At 61.5% G+C, this 20708-nt stretch carries 15 protein-coding genes and 1 pseudogene; 8 read left to right on the top strand and 8 right to left on the bottom strand.

Annotation, left to right across the window (positions count from 1 at the left end; genetic code table 11):
• Window positions 1-142: 142 nt before the first annotated feature.
• Window positions 143-2035, bottom strand: coding sequence for an ABC-F family ATP-binding cassette domain-containing protein (locus GOB87_RS06570; protein ID WP_166314005.1), 1893 nt, complete (start codon window positions 2033-2035; stop codon window positions 143-145).
• Between the two features lie 186 nt (window positions 2036-2221).
• Here GOB87_RS06570 and ndk point away from each other — a divergent pair, with 186 nt between their 5' ends.
• The 4 genes from ndk (at window position 2222) to GOB87_RS06550 (ending at window position 6686) form a co-directional block, all read left to right on the top strand.
• The gene (ndk, locus tag GOB87_RS06565) at window positions 2222-2644 is read left to right on the top strand and encodes a nucleoside-diphosphate kinase (protein WP_166314003.1); all 423 of its coding nucleotides are present in this window, start codon (window positions 2222-2224) and stop codon (window positions 2642-2644) included.
• Window positions 2645-3432: 788 nt separating this feature from the next.
• Window positions 3433-4842 carry a class II 3-deoxy-7-phosphoheptulonate synthase gene (locus GOB87_RS06560; RefSeq protein ID WP_242006208.1) on the top strand — a complete coding sequence of 470 codons (1410 nt, stop codon included), beginning with the start codon at window positions 3433-3435 and terminating at the stop codon, window positions 4840-4842.
• Window positions 4843-5001: 159 nt separating this feature from the next.
• Entirely contained in the window at window positions 5002-6237 is a 1236-nt protein-coding gene (locus tag GOB87_RS06555; RefSeq protein ID WP_194303241.1) for a nicotinate phosphoribosyltransferase, read from the top strand.
• A gap of 35 nt (window positions 6238-6272) precedes the next feature.
• Window positions 6273-6686 (top strand): hypothetical protein, encoded by a 414-nt coding sequence (locus GOB87_RS06550; protein WP_166313999.1) that lies wholly within the window; start codon window positions 6273-6275, stop codon window positions 6684-6686.
• Here the strand turns inward: GOB87_RS06550 and GOB87_RS06545 are convergent.
• Window positions 6667-7512, bottom strand: coding sequence for a Crp/Fnr family transcriptional regulator (locus GOB87_RS06545; RefSeq protein WP_166313997.1), 846 nt, complete (start codon window positions 7510-7512; stop codon window positions 6667-6669). The genes GOB87_RS06550 and GOB87_RS06545 overlap by 20 nt on opposite strands.
• Window positions 7513-7649: 137 nt before the next feature.
• On the opposite strand from GOB87_RS06545, the gene GOB87_RS06540 reads away from it, so the two are divergent.
• The 3 genes from GOB87_RS06540 (at window position 7650) to GOB87_RS06530 (ending at window position 11540) form a co-directional block, all read left to right on the top strand.
• Complete coding sequence (locus tag GOB87_RS06540; RefSeq protein WP_166313995.1) at window positions 7650-9398, top strand: tetratricopeptide repeat protein; 1749 nt, start codon at window positions 7650-7652, stop codon at window positions 9396-9398.
• Between the two features lie 133 nt (window positions 9399-9531).
• Complete coding sequence (gene gltX, locus GOB87_RS06535) at window positions 9532-10860, top strand: glutamate--tRNA ligase (protein ID WP_166313993.1); 1329 nt, start codon at window positions 9532-9534, stop codon at window positions 10858-10860.
• A gap of 230 nt (window positions 10861-11090) precedes the next feature.
• A complete protein-coding gene (locus GOB87_RS06530) occupies window positions 11091-11540 on the top strand; it encodes a hypothetical protein (RefSeq protein WP_166313991.1) in 450 nt (149 codons plus the stop codon).
• Between the two features lie 139 nt (window positions 11541-11679).
• Here GOB87_RS06530 and GOB87_RS06525 read toward each other — a convergent pair whose 3' ends face one another.
• Both GOB87_RS06525 and GOB87_RS06520 read right to left on the bottom strand, forming a co-directional pair.
• Window positions 11680-12030, bottom strand: coding sequence for a DUF6525 family protein (locus GOB87_RS06525; RefSeq protein WP_166313989.1), 351 nt, complete (start codon window positions 12028-12030; stop codon window positions 11680-11682).
• 25 nt (window positions 12031-12055) lie between these two features.
• Window positions 12056-12163 (bottom strand): annotated as a pseudogene (locus GOB87_RS06520) (GTP-binding protein); the annotation flags it as partial.
• 75 nt (window positions 12164-12238) lie between these two features.
• Between GOB87_RS06520 and GOB87_RS06515 the strand changes: the two are divergent.
• Window positions 12239-12835: a DUF1826 domain-containing protein gene (locus GOB87_RS06515; protein WP_166313987.1), complete on the top strand. Its 597-nt coding sequence runs from the start codon at window positions 12239-12241 to the stop codon at window positions 12833-12835.
• A gap of 111 nt (window positions 12836-12946) precedes the next feature.
• Here GOB87_RS06515 and GOB87_RS06510 read toward each other — a convergent pair whose 3' ends face one another.
• The 4 genes from GOB87_RS06510 to recN all read right to left on the bottom strand — a co-directional run bounded on the left by GOB87_RS06510 (window position 12947) and on the right by recN (window position 20621).
• Window positions 12947-13795, bottom strand: a complete 849-nt coding sequence (locus GOB87_RS06510; protein WP_166313985.1) for a pyruvate, water dikinase regulatory protein — start codon at window positions 13793-13795, stop codon at window positions 12947-12949.
• Window positions 13796-13933: 138 nt separating this feature from the next.
• Window positions 13934-16609 carry a pyruvate, phosphate dikinase gene (gene ppdK / locus GOB87_RS06505; protein WP_166313983.1) on the bottom strand — a complete coding sequence of 892 codons (2676 nt, stop codon included), beginning with the start codon at window positions 16607-16609 and terminating at the stop codon, window positions 13934-13936.
• Window positions 16610-16821: 212 nt separating this feature from the next.
• Window positions 16822-18900, bottom strand: a complete 2079-nt coding sequence (gene ligA / locus GOB87_RS06500) for an NAD-dependent DNA ligase LigA (RefSeq protein WP_166313981.1) — start codon at window positions 18898-18900, stop codon at window positions 16822-16824.
• Complete coding sequence (gene recN, locus GOB87_RS06495) at window positions 18900-20621, bottom strand: DNA repair protein RecN (protein ID WP_166313979.1); 1722 nt, start codon at window positions 20619-20621, stop codon at window positions 18900-18902. Before recN ends, ligA begins: the two co-directional genes overlap by 1 nt.
• Between the last annotated feature and the right edge of the window lie 87 nt (window positions 20622-20708).

Raw genomic sequence — 20708 nt, 5'->3', positions numbered from 1 at the left:
AAGATGCGTAATCCGATTTCTCCGCGTGGGCGCGGGAATCGGCACTTCCATTTCGATCAGGAAGAACTGTGGAGCGGCGGATATACGTAATCGGTGAAAGAAAAGGGGCGCGTGTCCTGCCCGAACCGTGTCCCTCCCTTCGTCAGCTTTCGGCGGCAGCCTCTTCCAGTGCGCCTTGAGCTGCGAACCACTCCTCTTCCGCCTGTTCCGTATCCTTTTTCAGAGCGGCAAGTTTGGTGGTCAGCTTCGTCACATCTTCGCCCGATGAGGTTTCATAAAGCGTGGGATCGGCCAACTTCGCCTCAATCTTTCCGCATTCACCAGAAAGTTTCGCAACCTTGGCCTCAGCCTCTTTCACGCGCTTGCGCAAGGGCGCCAGAGCTTTTCGTGCTTCGGCTTTTTCCCGTCGATCTTCTTTTCGTCCGGCGGTCGTGTCGGCTGGTTTCGCGTTGCCACGTGCCGTCGCACGGGATTGTTCCAAAGGCCATGTGCGATATTCGCTCATATCGCCTTCAAATGGCGTGACCTTGCCGTTCGCCACCAGCCACAGACGATCCGCCACCATTTCCACAAGATGGGCGTCATGGCTGATAAGCAGAACCGCCCCGGCAAACTCGGACAGCGCACGTACGAGCGCATCCTTGGCGTCCAGATCAAGATGGTTCGTCGGTTCATCGAGGATGAGCAGTTGCGGGGCGTCGCGCGTGGCGAGCGCAAGTAACAGTCGGGCCTTTTCACCACCAGAGAGTTCACTCACCTTCGTTTCGGCCCGGTTTGCATCCAGTCCGAAGCGGGCAAGCTGGGAGCGCACCTCGGTCGGCGTGGCCTTTGGCAAAGCCCGCGCCATATGGCCGATGGGCGTATCGGTCATCACGAGTTCTTCAGCCTGATGCTGTGCGAAATATCCCACTTTCAGACGTGGGCTGTGATTGACCGTGCCGGACATGGGTGTGAGACGCCCGGCCACCAGCTTGGCAAAAGTGGATTTACCGTTCCCGTTCGCGCCTAGCAGGGCGATGCGGTCTTCCATGTCGATGCGCAGCGAAATGTCTGACAGCACCACACGTCCTTCATAACCCGCTGTGACATGGTCCATCGTCAGCATGGGCGGTGGCAGGGGCATTGGCTCGGGGAACGCGAATTGCGTGGGGGTGTCTTCCACCACACTGTCGATGACGGGAAGTTTCTCCAGCGCCTTAAGGCGAGCCTGCGCCTGTTTCGCCTTCGTGGCCTTGGCGCGGAAGCGATCCACGAAGGACTGCATATGCGCCCGCCGCGCCGCCACCTTTTCTGCGGCGCGCGCCTGCTGCAACGCCTGCTCGGTGCGGATGCGCACGAATTCCTCATAACCGCCCGGCGTGAGTGAGAGCTTGCCACGATCCAGATGCGCGATGGCATCCACACAGGAATCCAGCAATCCACGGTCATGACTGACGATCAGCGCCGCACCGCCGAAACGCGCAAGCCAGCCTTCCAGCCAAAGCGTGGCTTCAAGATCGAGGTGGTTGGTCGGTTCATCTAGAAGCAGAAGGTCCGGCTCAAGAAACAGCGCCGTTGCCAGCGCCACGCGCATGCGCCAACCGCCTGAGAAATCCGACACAGGTCTTCCTTGGGCGTCTGCGTTGAAACCCAGACCGGAGAGGATGCTGGCCGCGCGGGCCGGCGCGCTGTCGGCATTGATGGCCAACAGGCGTTCATGGACTTCCGCAATGCGCTGCGGATCGGTAGCGGTCTCGGCTTCCGCAAGCAGGGCCGCGCGTTCGGTGTCCCCCGCAAGCACGGTTTCGATCAGTGACGTCGGACCGGACGGAGCTTCCTGCTTCACACGGCCGAGGCGCGCACGCGAGGACAGGCGGATATCGCCCCCATCCGGGGAGATGTCTCCGGCAATCGCGGCCAGTAGGGTGGATTTGCCCGCGCCGTTGCGTCCGACCAGACCGACCTTGCGCCCCGGTTCGATCGAGAGACTGGCCTGATCGAGCAGCGTGCGGCCCGCAATGCGAAGGGTCAGATCATGAATGACAAGCAGGCTCACCGGAACTCTCGCGTCGGATCGAGGAAAAGGGGAGGGGCGCGTAGCCCTCCGGGCCGTTCCATAGCATCCGTCCTTCCAAAGCCCTACCCGAAGACGCGAGAATGCTCTAGATGAGCCTCAGCTGCGGGCTTGCCCGCGCTCCGTTTCGCGCAACGCGGAGCGACAGACCAAACGAGGGAGCCGAACATGGCCGTTGAACGTACCCTTTCCATCATCAAGCCCGATGCCACGCGCCGCAACCTGACCGGCAAGATCAATGCCGTGTTCGAAGACAACGGCCTGCGCATCGTCGCCCAGAAGCGCGTGCAGCTCACGCCCGCACAGGCCGGCGCATTCTACGCCGTGCACATGGAGCGCCCGTTCTACGGCGATCTCGTCTCCTTCATGACGTCCGGCCCCGTGGTCGTGCAGGTTCTCGAAGGCGAGAACGCCGTGGCCAAGAACCGTGAGGTGATGGGCGCGACCGATCCGAAAAAGGCCGAGCCGAAGACGATCCGCGCTCAGTTCGCCGAGAGCATCGAGGCCAACTCGGTCCACGGTTCCGACAGCGCCGAGAACGCCGCCAACGAGATCCGCTTTTTCTTCGCCGAGACGGAAATCCTGCCCTGATCTGAGGGTGGTTTCTGACGGGCCGGAGCTTCTCCGGTCTGGACGATAGAATGCGGGACGGTCGCTGAGTGAGAGCCATGTTCTCCTCAGCGGCCGTTTTCGTAGGAAGTGTCAGGTGAACAAGATTGGCTTCAAGGTGGCTTGCGGCGGCCTTTGTTACGTGGGTAAGAAAGGTTGGCCGTAAGGCGTTTTGGGTTGGTGGATTTTTGACCTGCCTTATTGTTCTTTGAAATCAATGGGTTTCAGGAAGAGTGTTCCCCGCAGACGCGGGGATGAACCGTTCTGGCCGTCCATGCAGATCGTGCCGACTCCGTGTTCCCCGCAGACGCGGGGATGAACCGTAAAGACCTCGACCGGGAGGCAGTCAGACGCAGTGTTCCCCGCACACGCGGGGGTGAACCGATCCGCGTGGATAATCCCCGGACTGGAACGGTCGAGATACCAACAATTATTGGAGGGCATAAGTCGTTCTCATGGGCATCATGAAAGCAGAGCTATGTGGTGACACGGTGATATTCTCTCCGCCGTAGCCACCTCCCAAGGGGCGCAATGCAGGGTTCTCGGGAGGTCCTGCCCGCATGGCTCTGCTCTCCGCATTTTGAGACAGATCACTCAACTTGTCCTGCCTCCGGTTGCGCAGACGTTTGTGCCCCACTCTTTGCACTCCACCCTGAACTTCGGCATACTCCCGGACCCGTCGCGTGACGGGTCCGTTTCATCATGTGTGTAAAGACACGGCCAAGGCTCAGAAAACTTGGCCAAGACGACAGGAACCGACCATGAGTGTCATGCTCACCCGCTCCGCTCCGATTCAGACAGCCGCTCCCGTGGTTGCCAACTGGTCGCCGGAGAGCTGGCGCTCGTTTCCCATCAGGCAGGTGCCGTCCTATCCGGACGAAGCGGCGCTGAAAGCCGTCGAGGGACGCCTGCACCGCTATCCGCCGCTGGTCTTTGCGGGGGAGGCGCGTCGTCTGCGCGCCCATCTGGCAGAAGCCGCAGCCGGTCGGGCCTTCGTTCTGCAAGGGGGCGCCTGCGCGGAAAGCTTCTCCGAGTTCTCGGCCGATATCGTCCGCGACACGTTCCGCGTGCTGCTTCAGATGTCCGTGGTGCTGACCTTCGGCGCCAAGGTGCCGGTGGTGAAGATCGGTCGCATGGCCGGGCAGTTCGCCAAGCCGCGCTCGTCCGACATGGAGACGGTGGGCGATGTGTCGCTGCCGTCCTATCGTGGCGACATCATCAATGGACCGGCCTTCACGGCGGAAGACCGCGTGCCCGATCCCGTGCGCATGGAGACCGGCTACTTCCAGTCGGCCGGAATCCTCAATCTGGTGCGTGCGTTCTCGCGTGGCGGTTATGCCAACCTGCACCGCGTCAATCGCTGGAATCTTGGCTTTGTCGAGCGTTCGCCGCTGGCCGAGCGTTATCGCGCGCTGGCTGAACGCATCGATGAGACACTTTCCTTCATGTCGGCCTGTGGCCTGAACGCCACGAGCGCTCCGCAGATCGATGAGACGGAGTTCTACACGTCCCATGAGGCGCTCTTGCTGCCTTATGAACAGGCCCTGACCCGCATCGATTCCACTTCGGGCGAGTGGTATGACTGCTCCGCTCACTTCCTGTGGATCGGGGATCGCACCCGCCAGCCGGAGGGCGCGCATGTGGAGTTCCTGCGTGGTGTGCGTAACCCGATCGGCATCAAGGTCGGTCCGACGACACAGATCGGGGATCTGGAGAAGCTGCTTGAAATCCTCAACCCAGAGGACGAAGCCGGACGCATCACACTGATCTCGCGTATGGGCGCCTCCAAAATCCGCGATCACCTGCCAGCGCTGGTGCAGGCGGTGAAGGGAACGGGTCGCACCGTGACATGGGTGTCCGACCCGATGCATGGCAACACCATCTCGACTGCAAGCAAGGTGAAGACGCGTTCGTTCGAGGCGATTCTCTCCGAGGTGCAGGGATTCTTTGACATCCTGACCAACGAAGGCGTGTCGCCGGGCGGCGTTCACATGGAAATGACCGGTCAGAACGTGACGGAATGCGTGGGCGGCGCGCACCAGCTCACGGAGAATGATCTGGGCGAGCGGTATGAGACGTTCTGCGATCCGCGCCTGAACGCGGAGCAGTCGCTGGAACTGGCGTTCCTCATGGCGGAAGAGCTCAAGGGGCGTGCCCACTCACTCGTTTCCGAAGCCTGATCGACGAGGGATACCCGCCGGGGGAGGCGCATGCGCTGCCACCGGCGGGTTCCTGTTCCGTCTTTTGTGATGCCTGCGACGGGGTTGTCCTCTGCGCCATCCTGCGTCCTGATACGGCATTCCTCCGCATGACGGAGCCAGAGTAAAAGGACGGCAGAGATGTCCCGTTCCAGTCAGCCCTCTCCAAAAGCTCCATCACCGAACACGGCGCTTGGTGTCGCCGGGTCGCTCTGTGCGGCCCCGATTGATGACGCCGCCATCCGGGCACGCACCGACAGCTACTTCAACCGCACGAAAGACATTGTCTCCCGTTTTGGGGATTGTGTGGTGACGTATGCTGTCTTCATCCGTCGTCCGGTGCTGTCGGCCACGGCTATGGTGGAAACATGGCTTGCCAATATTGCGCGGGAACGTGGGATCGAGATCCTTGTCGAGCCGGTGTTCACCGAAGGCGAATGGGTGGGAGCGGGCGAGCCTCTGCTCTACATCACGGGGTTCTTTTCCCATCTTGTGGATCTGGAAACGCTCGTTCTCCAGAAACTCGGTCCGTGCTGCGTGGCAGCGCACCGGGCCTATCAGATGGCCCTTTCCCTGCCCAAGGCACAGTTTCTGGCCATGGAAGCCCGGCACTGCGCGGGCTACGAGATGCAGGAACTGATGGCCTATGGCGCGTCCGTCGGCAGTCGGGCCGCCCAGCGTGAGGGGGCTGTGGGCTTCGTCGGCGGAGCGAATGACGCGACAGCGGTATATTTCGGACAGGACCACGGCTACGGCACCATGCCGCACGCGCTGATCGGTTACGCCGGGTCCACGCTGCGCGCCGCGTCCATGTTCCACGAAGTCTATCCGGACAGCGATCTCGTGGTGCTGGTGGATTACTATGGGCGCGAGATCACGGACGGTCTGGCTGTGTGTCGCCGCTTCTCCGAACTGGCGGCGCAGGGGCGCGTGGCGCTGCGACTGGATACGCATGGCGGGCGTTTCATGGAAGGGCTGGACCCGCAGGAATCCTATGCCGTTCTGGATCGGTACGTGCCCGATGCCATCCGCCGCTACCGCTCTGAGAGCGAGTTGCGCAATCTGATCGGCACGGGCGTTTCGGCCGCCGCCATCTGGCATATGCGCGAGACCTTGGACGCGGCAGGCTTCGAGAAAGTGAAGATCGTGGTCTCGTCAGGTTTCGGTGTGACGAAATGCGCCAGTATGGCGGATGCCAGTGCTCCTATTGACGTGGTAGGGACGGGTTCCTTTATCCCCAAGCTGTGGAACGAAACGTATGCCACGGCGGACATCGTGACCTATGCCGGGGTGGAGAGCGTGAAAGTGGGGCGTGAGTTCTTGCTTCCCTCCATGCGCCGCGCCGAGGAAAGCCGCCGCCGGCTCCTCCATCCCTGAGATCGCAGCCTTATTCTTTCTTTCAGAGAGTGCCGATGACGAACACCGAACACGCCCATGACGAAACCCCGGACGCGCAGGATGACAAAGGCGGATTCGTCGTTCGTATTCTCGATCTTTCGGGCGGTGCGGAGGACAATATAGTTGAAGACGTGAAGGGTTTTCACGACATTGCCCATGCCAACGCCTTCGCGCGGGCCTATGTGCGCGACAGCATCGAGCGGTGCCGGGTGCCGGGCGCGTCATCCCGCGAGACGCTACAGGCGTGGTTCGCTTATGGTGAGAACGCGGAAGTGCTCGATGCGGGTGAGGACGGATGGAAGTCGTCCACCGAACTCAACGATTTCGTTGAACATCCCGCCACGCGGATGGACCGTGACTGGCGCGCGCTCGATCCGCGTCGTCTGATCGATGAAGAGGATGAAATCTTTACGGACAGCGAGGACTGAGAGGGAGGGACGGGATATCGATTCTTCCCGTCGCTTCGGCTTCCGGGCTGATCAGTAGCCGCTTCAGTCCGGTAAGATCGGGATGAACGTGACGGGCGTCACGTCGCATGATGAGCTTGCGGTTTTCCAGCACGCCCAGCGCGCGACTGACCGTCTCCACAGTGGTGCCCAGATAGTCGGCGATGTCCGAACGATCCATAATGAGCGTCAGGATGCCAGTGGAGGCATTGTAACATTCGGGCTGGCGGCAGCACTCGATCACAAAGCCTGCCACGCGTTTGAGAATGGGACGATGCGTCACCAGCAGAAGATGACGCTGGTTCATGCGTAACTCCGCCACTGCGCCAATCAGAAAGGCGCTCTGAAGCTGGGGATCTTTCGTGAACAGATCGCGCAGATCGGACAGACGGAACCGTTCCAGTTCGCAGTCTGTCAGAGCTGTGGCTTCATTCAGATAGGCGTCGTTCTCGAACAGGCCGAACGGATCGCCCGGCCAGTGAAAAGCGAGAACCTGACTGCGACCATCTTCCAGTTGATGGGTGATGCGCACGAGGCCTTTGCGCACCAGAAACACCATCTCCGCATGGGTGCCCTGACCATAGATTACCGTCTTGGCTGACACCTGCACCGACTGGGCAATGCCGGCAACAAGAGTGCGTTGTTCGGGGGACAGCACGATCGTGGGGACAGGTCCGGCTTCGGGCTGCGTGCGTTGGTCTTCTGCACGCGCACGAAGGGGAAGGGGCCGTGAGACCGGGGCATCCATGGTGAGGCATCCTGCTGGGTGGAACAGATTGTCGGTAGCCAGCCCGCTTGCCTCCGTCAATGCGTCATGCCGTTTGGGGGAACTCCGCAAAACATGAGGACATTATTCCTTCCTGTCATCGGCGGGTTTTCCGGCTCTCAGAGAAAGCCTGCTTTAAGATATGACTGGCAGGAAAGAGGCAGGAGGATCTTCTGCCCATGACGCCCCAGCCCGATTCAGCCGCTCACATTGAGCGGGACGCCGTTATCGCGCGCTGTCGCAAGCTGGAACTCGTGGAGGATTTCGTGCGTATGCGTCGGGAGGTGTTGCGGTATCTCGCGCACACTCCCGATGATGCGATTGCGTTGTCGTTATTGGCCCGCACCCACTTCCGGCTCGGTCACCCGGTTCGGGCACTGGCGCCTTTGGTGCGATGTTGCCGTCATTCGGAACATTTCGTTTTTCGGCTGCTGTACGCTCATGCACTGAGTCGGGTGGGGTGCGCGGAAGAAGCTCTGTCACAACTGGAGAACGGCGCACGGCGAATGCCCGAAACCAGTCTGTCCTTCTTTACGGCCGGTGTGGCGTTCGAAGGGATCGGAGAGACGGAGCGCGCCATCCGGTTCTACACCCGCGCTCTTGAACTGGAGCCGGGAGAGCCATCGGCCTGCCACAGACTGGGGCGGCTTTTGCTCGCCACACCCCAGACACAACGTGCCTTGGAACTTCTTTTGCGCGCAGCAGAAGGCAGCCCGGACAATCCCAACTGTCATCTCGACCTGAGTGTGGGGCTGGAACTGGTCGGGCGATTTGAAGAGGCGCTGTCAGCGGTAGAGAAAGCCCTCACTCTGGAACCGGACAATCTGGTCGCCCTGCATAACCGCAGCCATCTTCTCATCCTGCTCAATCGTTCCACAGGCGCTGTGGCGGCTGCCGAGGCAGCGCTTCGCGTGCAGCCTGCCTATCCCAAGACAGAATTTACGCGGGCCATGGCGTTGCTGAAATCGCGGCAATGGGAAAAGGGATGGGAGGCGTATGAATCCCGGTGGCGCTATTGCCAGACACCACGCGCAGACATTCCGGCTCCTCTGTGGACAGGGGAAGACCTGCACGGACGCCGGATTCTTCTTCACACCGAACAGGGATTGGGAGACTCTCTCCAGTTTATCCGCTTTGCGACATCTGTCGCCGCGTTAGGGGCGCATGTGTTCGTGGAGGCGCCTCCACAGCTTCGGCGGTTGTTTCAGCACGTGCAAGGCGTGGCGGAGGTGGCCAGCTTTTTCCCCACGACGGCGACCTTCGATTATCATTGTCCACTTGCCAGTCTGCCTTATCGTTTGGGCGTGATCCCGGAACAGCTTCCGCGCGGGCCGTATCTGTCCGTGCCCCCGTCCGAAGCTGAGGCGGGAAAACAGTTTGTCCGGGAATTGGCAAAGCCGCGTGCGGAAGATGTGGTTGTCGGCCTCGTCTGGTCGGGAAACCCGCGTCCTCACAAGGTTCGTTCCCACGCCATGGATCGCCGCCGCTCCATTTCGCTGGACGATCTGGCGCCACTTTTTGGCGTGGCGAGCGTGCGGTTCGTCAGTTTCCAGATGGGGGAGGCTGCGCGACAGTTGCAGACCACCAGCCTGCCGGTGGTGAACGGCATGGCAGGCGTGAGGGATTTCGAGGACACCGCCGCGCGGCTGATGGGCGTTGATCTGCTGATTTGTGTCGATACATCGGTTGCACATCTTGCCGGTGGACTCGGCCTGCCGGTCTGGATGCTGTCACGCTTCGATGGATGTTGGCGTTGGATGGAGGAACGGGACGACACCCCGTGGTATCCCACCCTGCGTATCTTCCGGCAAAGCGTGCCGGGGGAGTGGTCGGATGTCATCGACGCGCTTCGTGCAGGGCTTGTGAAACGCGTGGCGCGGCAGCCCGAAAAGGCTGCGGAATCCCGGACGCTCATGCCTGCTACATAAGGAGAGGCAGGCATGAGCCGGAACGTGGATGCGAGGACACGCGCGTCATGTGCAAGAAACCGTGCCGGCTTGTTGCTTGTCGAGTCTGTCGTCGCCTCTGGCGTTTCCCGCTCGGCCCCGGCATAAATCGCGCATGAAACTTCGCTTCGCGCCCAGTCCCACCGGCATGCTGCACGTCGGAAACGCCCGTCAGGCCATTGCCAACGCCCTCTTCGCCCGTCGTCACGGTGCGACGTTCCAACTGCGCATCGATGACACCGATACGGGTCGTTCACGTGAGAGCTTCGCTGAGGCCATCCGCACGGATCTGACGTGGCTTGGCATCCACTGGGACGAGACCTTCCGCCAGACCGAACGTCTGGATCGTTACGCCGCCGCTATCGAAGCGCTGAAAGCGTCCGGTCGTCTCTATCCCTGTTTCGAGAGTGAGCAGGAACTGGCCGCCAAGCGCGAGATGCGCATTCGCCAGCACAAGCCGCCGCTTTATGATCGCGCGATGCTCAAGCTCACGCCACAGCAGCGCGCACAGGCCGAAGCGAACGGCAAGGTGCCTTACTGGCGTTTCAAACTGACCGATGGCAGCAAGAAGTGGAAAGACCTCGTGATGGGGGACTGTTCTGTCAAGCTCACCGCCATCTCCGATCCGGTGCTCGTGCGCGCCGATGGCACCGTGCTGTATACGCTGGCTTCCGTGGTGGACGATCTGGAAACGGGCATCACCCATATCATTCGTGGTGAAGACCACGTGACCAACACCGGCGTGCAGATCGACATCGCCGAGGCGCTGGGTGCCAAGCCAAACCGCTTCACCTTCGCGCATCTGCCGCTCCTTCTGGATGAGGGCGGCGGCAAGCTGTCCAAGCGTTTTGACGCGCTTTCGCTCAAGACGATGCGTCAGGACGGCGTGGAGGCTGAGGCTGTGGTGTCCTACCTCGCGCGGCTGGGCAGTTCGGATGATCCGGAGCCGCTGCCCTTCGATGAACTGGCCGCCACGTACGATCTTTCGCATATCTCGAAATCGGCCGCGCGTTTCGACATGCGCCAGCTTCTGGGGCTTAATCGCCGCGTGCTGGCCGCATTGCCGTTCGAGGCCGCGCGCGATCGTCTCCCGCAGGGGGCCACGGAAGCATTCTGGCTGACGATCCGCAGCAATATCGAACTGTTCTCCGAAGCCCGTCACTGGTGGGACGTGACGCATGGCGACATTGTCTCCCCCGTGCAGGAAGGCGACGAAGCCTATCTCGCGCAGGCCGCCTCTCTGCTGCCGCCCGCACCGTGGGACGAGACGACGTGGGCCACATGGACCGCCGCTCTGAAAGACGCGAGCGGACGCAGCGGCAAAGCACTGTTCCGTCCGCTTCGGCTGGCGCTCACGGGCGAAGAGCATGGACCCGAACTGCGCGATCTGCTGCCCATGATCGGCCCCGACCGGGCTAAGACGCGACTGCTCGTGGGGGTCTGAAAGAGAGCGGGACCGTCAGGTAATCCTGCAACGGTCCCATCGCTTTCCCGCATGACCCGGTGTTTTCTCGGGCAAAAACTGTTTCGGAAAACCACCAGCTTCAACGACGTTTTTCTCTTTCCTGTACGGTCCTGTTGTCCTGTTCGTGGAGTGCTGCGTCTGTGGAGGACGGGCTGGCATCCTGTGACAAACATTGACAGGAGAGGGATGTATCCCGAACTCTCCTGATTATGGCCGACCCTCTGTTCCCCGCTGGCGATCACGAAGCCGGAAGCACGATTCATGTGTTTCCGGGGCGGCATGTGCTGGGACGGGCGGAAGCTGCGCGTTATCTCGGGATTACACCTCGCCGTCTGTTCCTGATGGAACTCGCACGCTGCGGTCCCGTGGCGCTGGAGCGCGGGCGCTACCGCACGGATGCACTGGATGTCTACCGCGTGGAACTGTTCCTGAGCGCAGGTCTTCCTGCCTCGGAAGGGGAGCGGCGCAACGGTCTGGCCGCCAGCCTGTCGCCAGCCGCTCCGGCTCCGCATGATCCGTTCATGGATATGGCCACGCAGCATGATCTGCTGGAAGTCGGCACCTTCATCGGCGCACGTGTCGCCATCGCGGTCGGTCTGATCGTGATTGTGCTGTCTCACACACCGCTCTCGCGCGTGCTGTTTCACGTTATTCGCTAGACGTCTCATCGGGTGAAGGCCGTAGCGTGAGGAAGGGGGCTCTCTTCCCCCATTCCATTTTCTTCGCTGTGGTCAGAAGTCCTTTCCGTGGGGGCGGGTAAAGCACAACACAGTCGTAGAGTGTTCAGTCTCGTTAGCTTCAAGCCGCTTCCGGTTTCTCCCGCAAAATCGTCGCTGCTGCAGCGTCATGCGGTAACATTGCGCCATACATTTCCGTATAGCGCGATGCAAAAGCCGCTCGTTCCAGTCGCTCGCAGTAATCGAGATACCGGATCAATGCCCGTTCGGCCCGTGGCGTCCGTCCGTAAACGCGTTTGTAGTGTTGCCAGAGCAGCATCACGTTCACTGACCAGGCATCATAGGCATGTTCGGCCACACGTTTGCGCACCGCTGCGGGAAGCGCATCGAACGCCTCCCAATCGTCTCCCGAATAACGACGCCACATCTCATGCCGCAACGTCCGTTCATTGTCTTCCCGTGCGTCAGGCATTCTCAAGCGCTTTCCGCTGCTCCCGGACAAGGATCCTGCGCCCTTCGCGAGTGTTCAGGGCATGAGTAAGGAGTGTCGTTTTCCCGGTCCCGAGAAAACCTGAAAGCACAGTAACCGGAAGCTTTTCGCGCATGACAGGCACCTCCGTTCGATTGCGGTCGGCACATCCTATAATGTATGTTATAACATAACAATATGGGAGATGAAGATGAGACAGGCCTGCCTGACCCGCGAGCGGATCGCTGCTGCGCCCGCGCCGTTTCAGAACATCACTTTTCCGGATTGCCATATCATTCAGGAGCCGCGCGTCCTGATGAAAGGCATCAGACAGGCTGCCGCATTGTACATCGCCTACGGTCCGCCTCTTTTTCTCAGCCGAGGTTCTGTTGAAGCCCTCGAAACAGAACTCCCGCCCTTCATGCCCGGTGATATGCGGCCGCTCATGGATGACACTCTGACTCTTGCCCGTCGCTACCAGCGTCTGTCAGGCACGGATGAGATCCGTTTTCGTCTCGAAAAAATCAAAGATGACAGTTGCCGCTGTTTCCATGTCGACAATGTGCCCCTCCGGCTCCTGTGCGCTTATGCCGGTCCGGGCGTTCAGTGGCATCACGCGGGAGAGGAGGATGTCCATGAAACCCCTACCGGGTACATTACTCTCCTCAAAGGACGACTGTATCCCGGTTGGTCGGAAGAAGGGTCTGTCCGTCATCGTTCTCCCCCTCTTTCCACGCTTAATGCGCCTGTGACACGCCTACTTTTGACTCTTGATCATCCCGACGCCTGCGGCATGAGGCCACGTTAAGCCTCTCTGACGTAATAATAACGTGACACATTCAGGGTCCCAGTGAAGTCCTGCGCGTCTCAGATGTCTCTCGTGCCGCCAATGCACAATCTAACTGTCTGAAACGCCCGCTTATCCCGGTAACCCCGCCGGGTTCGGATGCTCGATGATGTTGAGCACAGCCGCACTCGTCTCCTCAATGGAGCGGCGCGTCACGTCGATCACCGGCCAGCCGTGGCGGGCGCACAGGCGCTTTGCCCAGAGCAGTTCCCCGCGCACTTCCTCCGGATCGACATAGCTTGTCGAGCGCATCGAAGCCGGATTGCCGCCGCTGACCATGGTGGTCAGCCGTGTGCGCCGGATTTCGATAAGGGAGTCCGGGTCGATGGTCAGGCCGATCACAGGAACCTTGATGTCGAACAGCTCCGGAGGCAGTGGCGTGTCAGGCACAAGCGGCACGTTCGCCGCCTTGATCCCCTTGTTGGCGAGATAAAAGCAGGTGGGCGTCTTGGAGGCGCGTGAAACACCGACAAGGACGACATCAGCTTCCCGCAGTTCGCGCGTTTGTTGTCCGTCATCGTGCTCGATCACGTAGTGCATGGCGTCGATCCGACGAAAATAGTTCTCGTCCATGACATACTGGCCGCCAGCAGAACCCTCGCTTGCCTGTGTGCCCGTCACACCTTCGAGGAAATTGAGCGTGTTTTTCATCACATCCAGCAGCTTCACACCCAGCCGCAGGCACCCTTCCTCCAGATCCATCTGAAGTGGCGCGTCGGTCAGGGAGGACAGCACCGGTCCCGGTTCACTGGCTACGCCCTTGATGACCTGCCGCAACTGTGCCCGTGTCCGCACGAGATTCCAGTGACGAAACTCCAGGTCCACGTCAGGAAAGTGTGGATCGCAGGCGCGCGCGAGAGAATCCAGAGTCTGGCCAATTCCACCGGAAACCAGATGAAGGGTGATGCTGCGTCGTTTCATCGCGACGGTTGTTCCTGTCCGAAAGTGGGAAGGTGCCCGAGTGGAAACTATCGGCCCGTTCGGGAAAGGGAGACTAATGAAAAGGGGAGGGCTCCAATGGAGCGCCTCCCCTGATCGTACAGTGAATGGGGGCTGCGATCAGGACGTCGCGGCTTCCTTTTTCTTGTGGGCCAGAGCCGCCTGCGCCGCCGCCAGACGCGCCACCGGCACGCGGAAAGGGGAGCAGGAGACATAATCCAGCCCAACGCTTTCGAAGAATGCGATGGAGTCCGGATCGCCACCGTGCTCGCCGCAGACGCCAAGTTTGAGCTTCGCCTTCGTGCGACGGCCGCCCTCGACGCCCATACGCACCAGCGCGCCTACGCCTTCGCGGTCGATGGACACGAACGGGTCTTTCGGCAGCAGGCCATGATCGACGTAGTAAGGCAGGAACGAACCAGCGTCGTCACGCGACAGGCCCAGCGTGGTCTGGGTCAGGTCGTTGGTGCCGAACGAGAAGAAGTCCGCGCTCTGGGCAATCTGATCCGCCGTGATCGCCGCACGAGGTAGTTCGATCATGGTGCCGATCAGATAATCCAGCGTCGTGTTCTGCTTCTTGAACACCGCCGCAATCTCGTTCTCCGCCACCTTGCGGGTGACATCCAGCTCCGTCTTCATGCCCACCAGCGGGATCATGATCTCGGGAATGATCGCCTCACCCGTTTCCTTGGAGACAAGGATCGCGGCCTCAATGATGGCGCGAACCTGCATCGCGTAGATCTCGGGATACGAGATGCCCAGGCGGCAGCCGCGATGGCCCAGCATCGGATTGGCTTCCGAAAGAGCGGAGCGACGGGCGCGAAGTGCGTCCACGCTCTGTCCCAGAGCCTTGGCCACTTCTTCGAGTTCCGCCTCACCATGCGGCAGGAACTCATGCAGAGGTGGGTCAAGCAGACGGATCGTGACGGGCAGGCCGCTCATGATGCGGAAGATAGACGCGAAATCGTCCCGCTGGAACGGCAGCAGCGCGTCGATGGCCTTTTTCCGCGTGGTCGGATCGTCGGCCATGATCATCTGGCGCACATGCCCGATGCGGTCGGGACCGAAGAACATGTGCTCCGTGCGGCTCAGGCCAATGCCTTCGGCACCGAAGCGGCGTGCTGTCTCGGCGTCGTCCGGCGTCTCGGCATTGGCGCGGACACGCAGACGACGCACTTCATCCGCCCAGCCCATCAATGTGCTGAAATCACCCGAGAGCGTGGGAGGAATGGTGGGCACCTTGCCGACATAAACAGCGCCCGTGCCGCCATCGAGGGTGATCCACTCACCGCCCTTGAGCGTCGTGCTGCCGACCGTCATGGTCTGCGCCTTGTAGTCCACATGGATGCTGCCAGCACCAGCCACGCAGACGCGGCCCATGCCACGTGCCACGACGGCGGCGTGTGACGTCATGCCGCCACGCGTGGTCAGAACACCGCGTGCCGCGTGCATGCCGTGCACGTCTTCCGGCGAGGTCTCGATACGGACAAGAATGGCGTCCTTGCCCTGCGCCGCATATTCTTCGACCTCTTCAGCCGAGAACACGATGGCACCAGCCGCCGCACCCGGCGATGCGGGCAGACCGCGTGCGAACAGGTTCCTCTCCGCCTTCGGGTCCAGCGTGGGGTGCAGAAGCTGATCGAGAGAAGCCGGCGGCACGCGACCGATGGCTTCTTCCTGTGTGATCAGCCCTTCACGTGCCATGTCGATGGCGATCTTGAGAGCCGCCGCCGCCGTGCGCTTACCTGAACGCGTCTGGAGCATGTACAGCTTGTTGTTCTGGACCGTGAATTCGATGTCCTGCATGTCACGGTAATGCTTTTCCAGAATCTCGCGCACACGCATGAGTTCCTGATACGCGTTGGGCAGCACCTTCTCCATGGGCGACTGATCGGACGCCGCGCGCTCGGCGGACATGGGCTGCGGCGTGCGAATGCCCGCCACCACGTCCTCGCCCTGCGCGTTTACCAGATACTCGCCGTAGAAGATGTTCTCGCCCGTGGACGGATCGCGCGTGAAACACACGCCCGTCGCACAGTCGTTGCCCATGTTGCCGAACACCATCGCCTGCACATTGACGGCGGTGCCCCAGCTTGCGGGAATGTCGTGCAGCTTGCGGTAAGTGTTGGCACGCGGGTTCATCCATGAGCCGAACACGGCGCTGATCGCGCCCCAGAGCTGCTCCTGTGGATCGGCGGGGAAGGGCTTGCCCGTCTCCTTGAGCACGATTTCCTTGTAGCTCTCGACAATCTCGCGCCAGTCGTTGGCTTTGACAGCGGTGTCGTCGGTCACGCCGAGGGCGTGCTTGGCCTGCTCAAGAATGTCTTCGAAACGGTGATGCGGCACGCCCATGACGACGGAGCCGTACATCTGAATGAAACGGCGATAGCTGTCCCACGCGAAGCGCTCGTCCTTGGAGGACTTCGCCAGCCCTTCCACCGTTTCGTCATTGAGGCCAAGGTTGAGGACCGTGTCCATCATGCCCGGCATGGAGACGCGCGCGCCCGAGCGGACCGAGACGAGCAGCGGCGCCTTGGAATCGCCGAAGGTCAGGCCGACCGCATGTTCGATGCGATGCAGGGCGGCGGCGACCTGTTCGGCCAGATCGGTTGGGTAGCTGTTGCCGTTCTCGTAGTACGCCGAGCAGACCTCGGTCGTGATGGTGAAGCCAGGCGGAACGGGCAGCCCGATGGACGCCATTTCCGCCAGGTTGGCGCCCTTGCCGCCAAGCAGATTGCGCATGTCGGCGCCACCTTCGTTGAGGTCGCCACCGAAGCTGTAAACCCATTTCGTCATGATCGTCGCCCTCCGAGAGCGGTGCGCCTCCTCCGAACGGCCTTTCCTTTCCCGGGGAAAAAACCGTTTGGGCACATTCCGCTGGAATCAGGTGTTGTTTTCAGTTTCTTGTTCTTGTCCGATCCCGGGTGGCCGGTAGCATGGCAGGGATTTGGGCGTTCGGCAATTCGTCTTTTGGAGAGAAACTCCAAAAAATCGCAGTCGGCTGCGGCTCAAAGTCCAGCCAGTTGACGCCAGCCCGCTTCGTCCAACGTGTCGATCCCAAGTTCGGCGGCCTTGCGCGCCTTGGAGCCGGCATCCGCCCCCAATACGACCAGATCCGTCTTTCGGGAGACGCTGTCCGTCACCTTGGCGCCCAGCCGTTCCGCCGTCGCTTTTGCTTCTGGTCGCGTCATGGTGGTCAGCGATCCCGTGAAGACAATGACCTTCCCGGCAAGTGCACCGCCCTCGGTCGCAACTTCATCCTCAACGGTCACGTAGTGGAGCAGGTCATCGAGTGTCTGCTGATTGTGGGGTTCAGCAAAGAATCCCACGATCTCATCGGCAATCGCGGCGCCGATGCCCGTGATCTCGCCCAGTTCCTGCCGTGCTTCGGAGCCGACGATGTGTGCGGCCTCCATCTGCGTGCGCCATTGCGCGAAAGAGCCGTAATGCCGCGCCAGCAGACGGGCGTTGTTCTCGCCCACCCGTCGAATGCCGAGCGCAAAGATAAAGCGTGGCAGGGAGATCGTGCGCCGCGCCTCAATGGCGTTCACCAGCTTGCGCGCGGACGTCACGCCCCATCCTTCGCGCTTGGCGATCTGGGCTTCATGTTCGGGCAGACGAAAGATGTCTCCCGGCGCTTTCAGCAGTCCGATATCGTGGAATTCGGCAATGCTTTTGTCGCCCAGACCGTCGATGTCGAAGGCTGTGCGGCTGACGAAGTGCACCAACCTTTCCACCACCTGCGCAGGGCAGGTGAGGCCGCCGGTGCAGCGCAGCACGGCTTCGCCCGGCACACGCTCGGCCGTCGCCCCGCAAACCGGACAATGATCCGGCATGACAAAAGGCGCCATCCGCTCACGCCCTTCTTCGGGTACCACAGCCAGCACTTGTGGGATCACGTCCCCAGCGCGCTGGATACGCACCAGATCGCCCACGCGGACATCCTTGCGGTCAATCTCGCCCTGATTGTGCAGCGTCGCGCGGGCTACCAGCACACCACCAACATTGACCGGTTCCAGATGCGCCACGGGCGTGAGCGCTCCCGTGCGGCCGACCTGTACCTCGATCGCGAGCAGTCGTGTCTCCGCCTGTTCGGCGGCGAACTTCCACGCGATGGCCCAGCGTGGAGCCCGCCCGGCAAAGCCGAGCCGTTCCTGTAGGGCCACATCATCGATTTTGTACACCACGCCGTCGATATCGTAATCGAGTGCCGCCCGTTCGCGCGTGATGCGCTCCTGAAATGGTTCCGCCTCATCCTTGCCCGCAAGGCGGGTGGACAGCGGATTGACCGTGAACCCCCATGCCCGAAGTTGCTCCAGATATGCCCAGTGCGTGCTGGCCACGGGTTTTGAGGAAAAGCCCATGGCATAGGCAAAGAGAGAAAGTGGACGCCGGGCCGTCACTTTCGGATCGAGCTGGCGAAGGGAGCCGGCCGCAGCATTGCGCGGGTTGGCAAACAGCTTCTGTCCGGCCTCTTCCTGTGCGGCGTTGATGGCAAGGAACGCCTTTTTGCTCAAGAACACTTCACCCCGAATTTCGATCAGGTCCGGTGCATCGCCTTTCAGGCGCAAGGGCAGGTTTTTCAGCGTGCGAATGTTGGCGGTGACGTCTTCTCCCACTGTGCCATCGCCGCGTGTGGTGCCTCGTACAAAACGGCCTTTCTCATAGGTCAGGCTTATGGAAAGACCATCGATCTTGGGTTCGGCAACAAAGGCAAGGGCTGCTTCCTGTTCAGCATTCAGGCCGAGAAAACGGGCCGCACGCGTGATGAACGCCTCGAAGTCTTCTGCGTCGAACACATTGTCCAGCGAAAGCATGGGCACCAGATGGCGGTGCTTGCTGAAGGCGCCGTCAGGTGCCGCGCCTACCTGAAAGCGCGGGCTGTCCATGCGGATGAGTTGCGGGAAGCGGTCTTCGATGTCTTCATTGCGCTTGCGCAGGGCATCGAATTCCGCATCGGACACTTCGGGCGCATCCTGCGTGTGATAGGCATGATTCAACCGCGCGATGAGAACGGCCAGCCGCGCCAGTTCTTCCGCTGCCTGCGCCTCGTTCAGCGCATCGACCGGTAGGGCCGCCGTATCCATCACCGTTTCTCCAGAAGACTTTCCGCTGCCGCGCGTGCGGCGTCCGTCACTACGTCTCCGGCCAGCATCCGCGCGATTTCCTCGCGGCGCTCAAGGGCTGGGAGGGGAGAGGCATTGGTTTGCGTCTGGCCGTTTTTCACGATCTTACCGATGCGCAGGTGATGGTTGGCCGCTGCCGCCACTTGCGGCGAGTGGGTGACGGCAAGCACCTGCATATCACGCGCAAGGCGATGCAGCCGCTCACCGATGGCCGCCGCCGTAGCGCCACCCACGCCCGAATCGATCTCATCGAACACGAGCGTGCCGATGACCGAGCGTCCGGCCAGCACCAGACGGATGGCCAGCATCAGGCGGGAGAGTTCGCCGCCCGATGCCACCTTGCCCAGAGGTCCGGGTGGCTGGCCGGGGTTGGCGGCCAGCAGGAACGTCACCTGTTCGAGACCGGCCGCACTCCACTGCTCTTCCGCCAGTGGCGTGATCTGCGCCACGAAACGTGCGCGTTCGAGCTTGAGCGGTTTGAGTTCCGCTTCTACCGCCGCTTCGATCTTGCGGGCGGCCTTGGCGCGCGCGGCGGAGAGATGTTCGGCGGCCTCCATGAATGTGCGTCGCGCTTCGGTGGCCGCCTGCTCTAGCGCCTCCAGTCGAGCGGTCCCGCTTTCCAGCGCGTCCAGTCGCTGCTTTAGACGCGTCAGCAGATCGGGAAGGTCTGTGACGGAGGTCTCGAATTTCCGGGCCGCCGCGCGGAGTGCAAAGAGACGCTCCTCCACCTGTTCCAGAAGGCGCGGGTCCACATCCTGATCCGCCACCAGTCGTGCCAGCAGGCTCTCGGCGTCTGCCAGCGCGTTTTCTGCGGCTTCGAGTGCTGCCAGGGCTTCCTGTGCCCCGGCTTGCTGTTGTGCGAATCCTTCGTCGAGATCGTCATCCTGACCGGGGGCAGGCAGGAGTTTGTGCAGTGCGCGACTGGCCGCCCGCAATGCGGCGGCGGGGCCGGAATTGCGTCGATCCCGTGGGTTGAGTTCGGAGAGTGCCGCCGCCACAGCTTCGCCGCGGCGTTCATTGCGTTGCAGGGCCTGCCGCTGTGTGGCCAGTTGCACTTCTTCATCCGTTTGCGGGGCGAGGGCGGAAAGCTCGTCCACCGCCAGCCGCAGCCATTCCTCTTCCCGGGCTGCCTCGCTCATCTCGCGTCGGGCGGCTTCAAGGGCAAGGCGCGCCTCGTGCCAGCCGATATAAAGACGTTTGACCTCGCGGCGTGTTTTGTCCGGCACACCGAAGGCATCGAGCAGATCGCGATGGGTGGTCGGATCGGCCAGCCCCATCTGTTCGTGCTGCCCCTGAATTTCCACGAGTGTGGAGGCGATGCGACGCAAAAGGCCGATGCCGATCGGTTGGTCATTGACCCACGCGCGGGATCGGCCATCGGCACCTACGACACGTCGTAGGATCAGCGGTTCCTCGCTGTCGGTAGCGATGTCCTGTTCGGCCAGGATGGCCTGAACCGGATGGTCCGCCGGTATTTCAAAGCTGGCCGTCACGCGGGCTTCATGGGCACCGGCGCGAATCAGGCCGGCATTGGCCCGTTCACCCAGAGCAAGACCCAGACTGTCGAGGAGGATGGATTTTCCTGCGCCCGTCTCGCCGGTCAGGGCTGTCAGGCCCGGGTGAAACGCCAGATCAAGGGATTCGATCAGCACGACATCGCGGATGGAGAGAAAACTCAGCATGACGACTGCATTTCCCGCCTTTCAGAGATGAAAGGCAAGAGGGCGCCCCAAGCAGGGACTTTCCTGTCCCCATTCCTGTCGGCGGCT

Origin of the sequence: Acetobacter estunensis, from assembly GCF_011516945.1 — a bacterium.
In the GTDB taxonomy this organism is placed as follows: domain Bacteria; phylum Pseudomonadota; class Alphaproteobacteria; order Acetobacterales; family Acetobacteraceae; genus Acetobacter; species Acetobacter estunensis.
The sequence above is the reverse complement of the archived record's forward strand: the minus strand, read 5'-3'. Positions and strand labels throughout refer to the sequence as shown.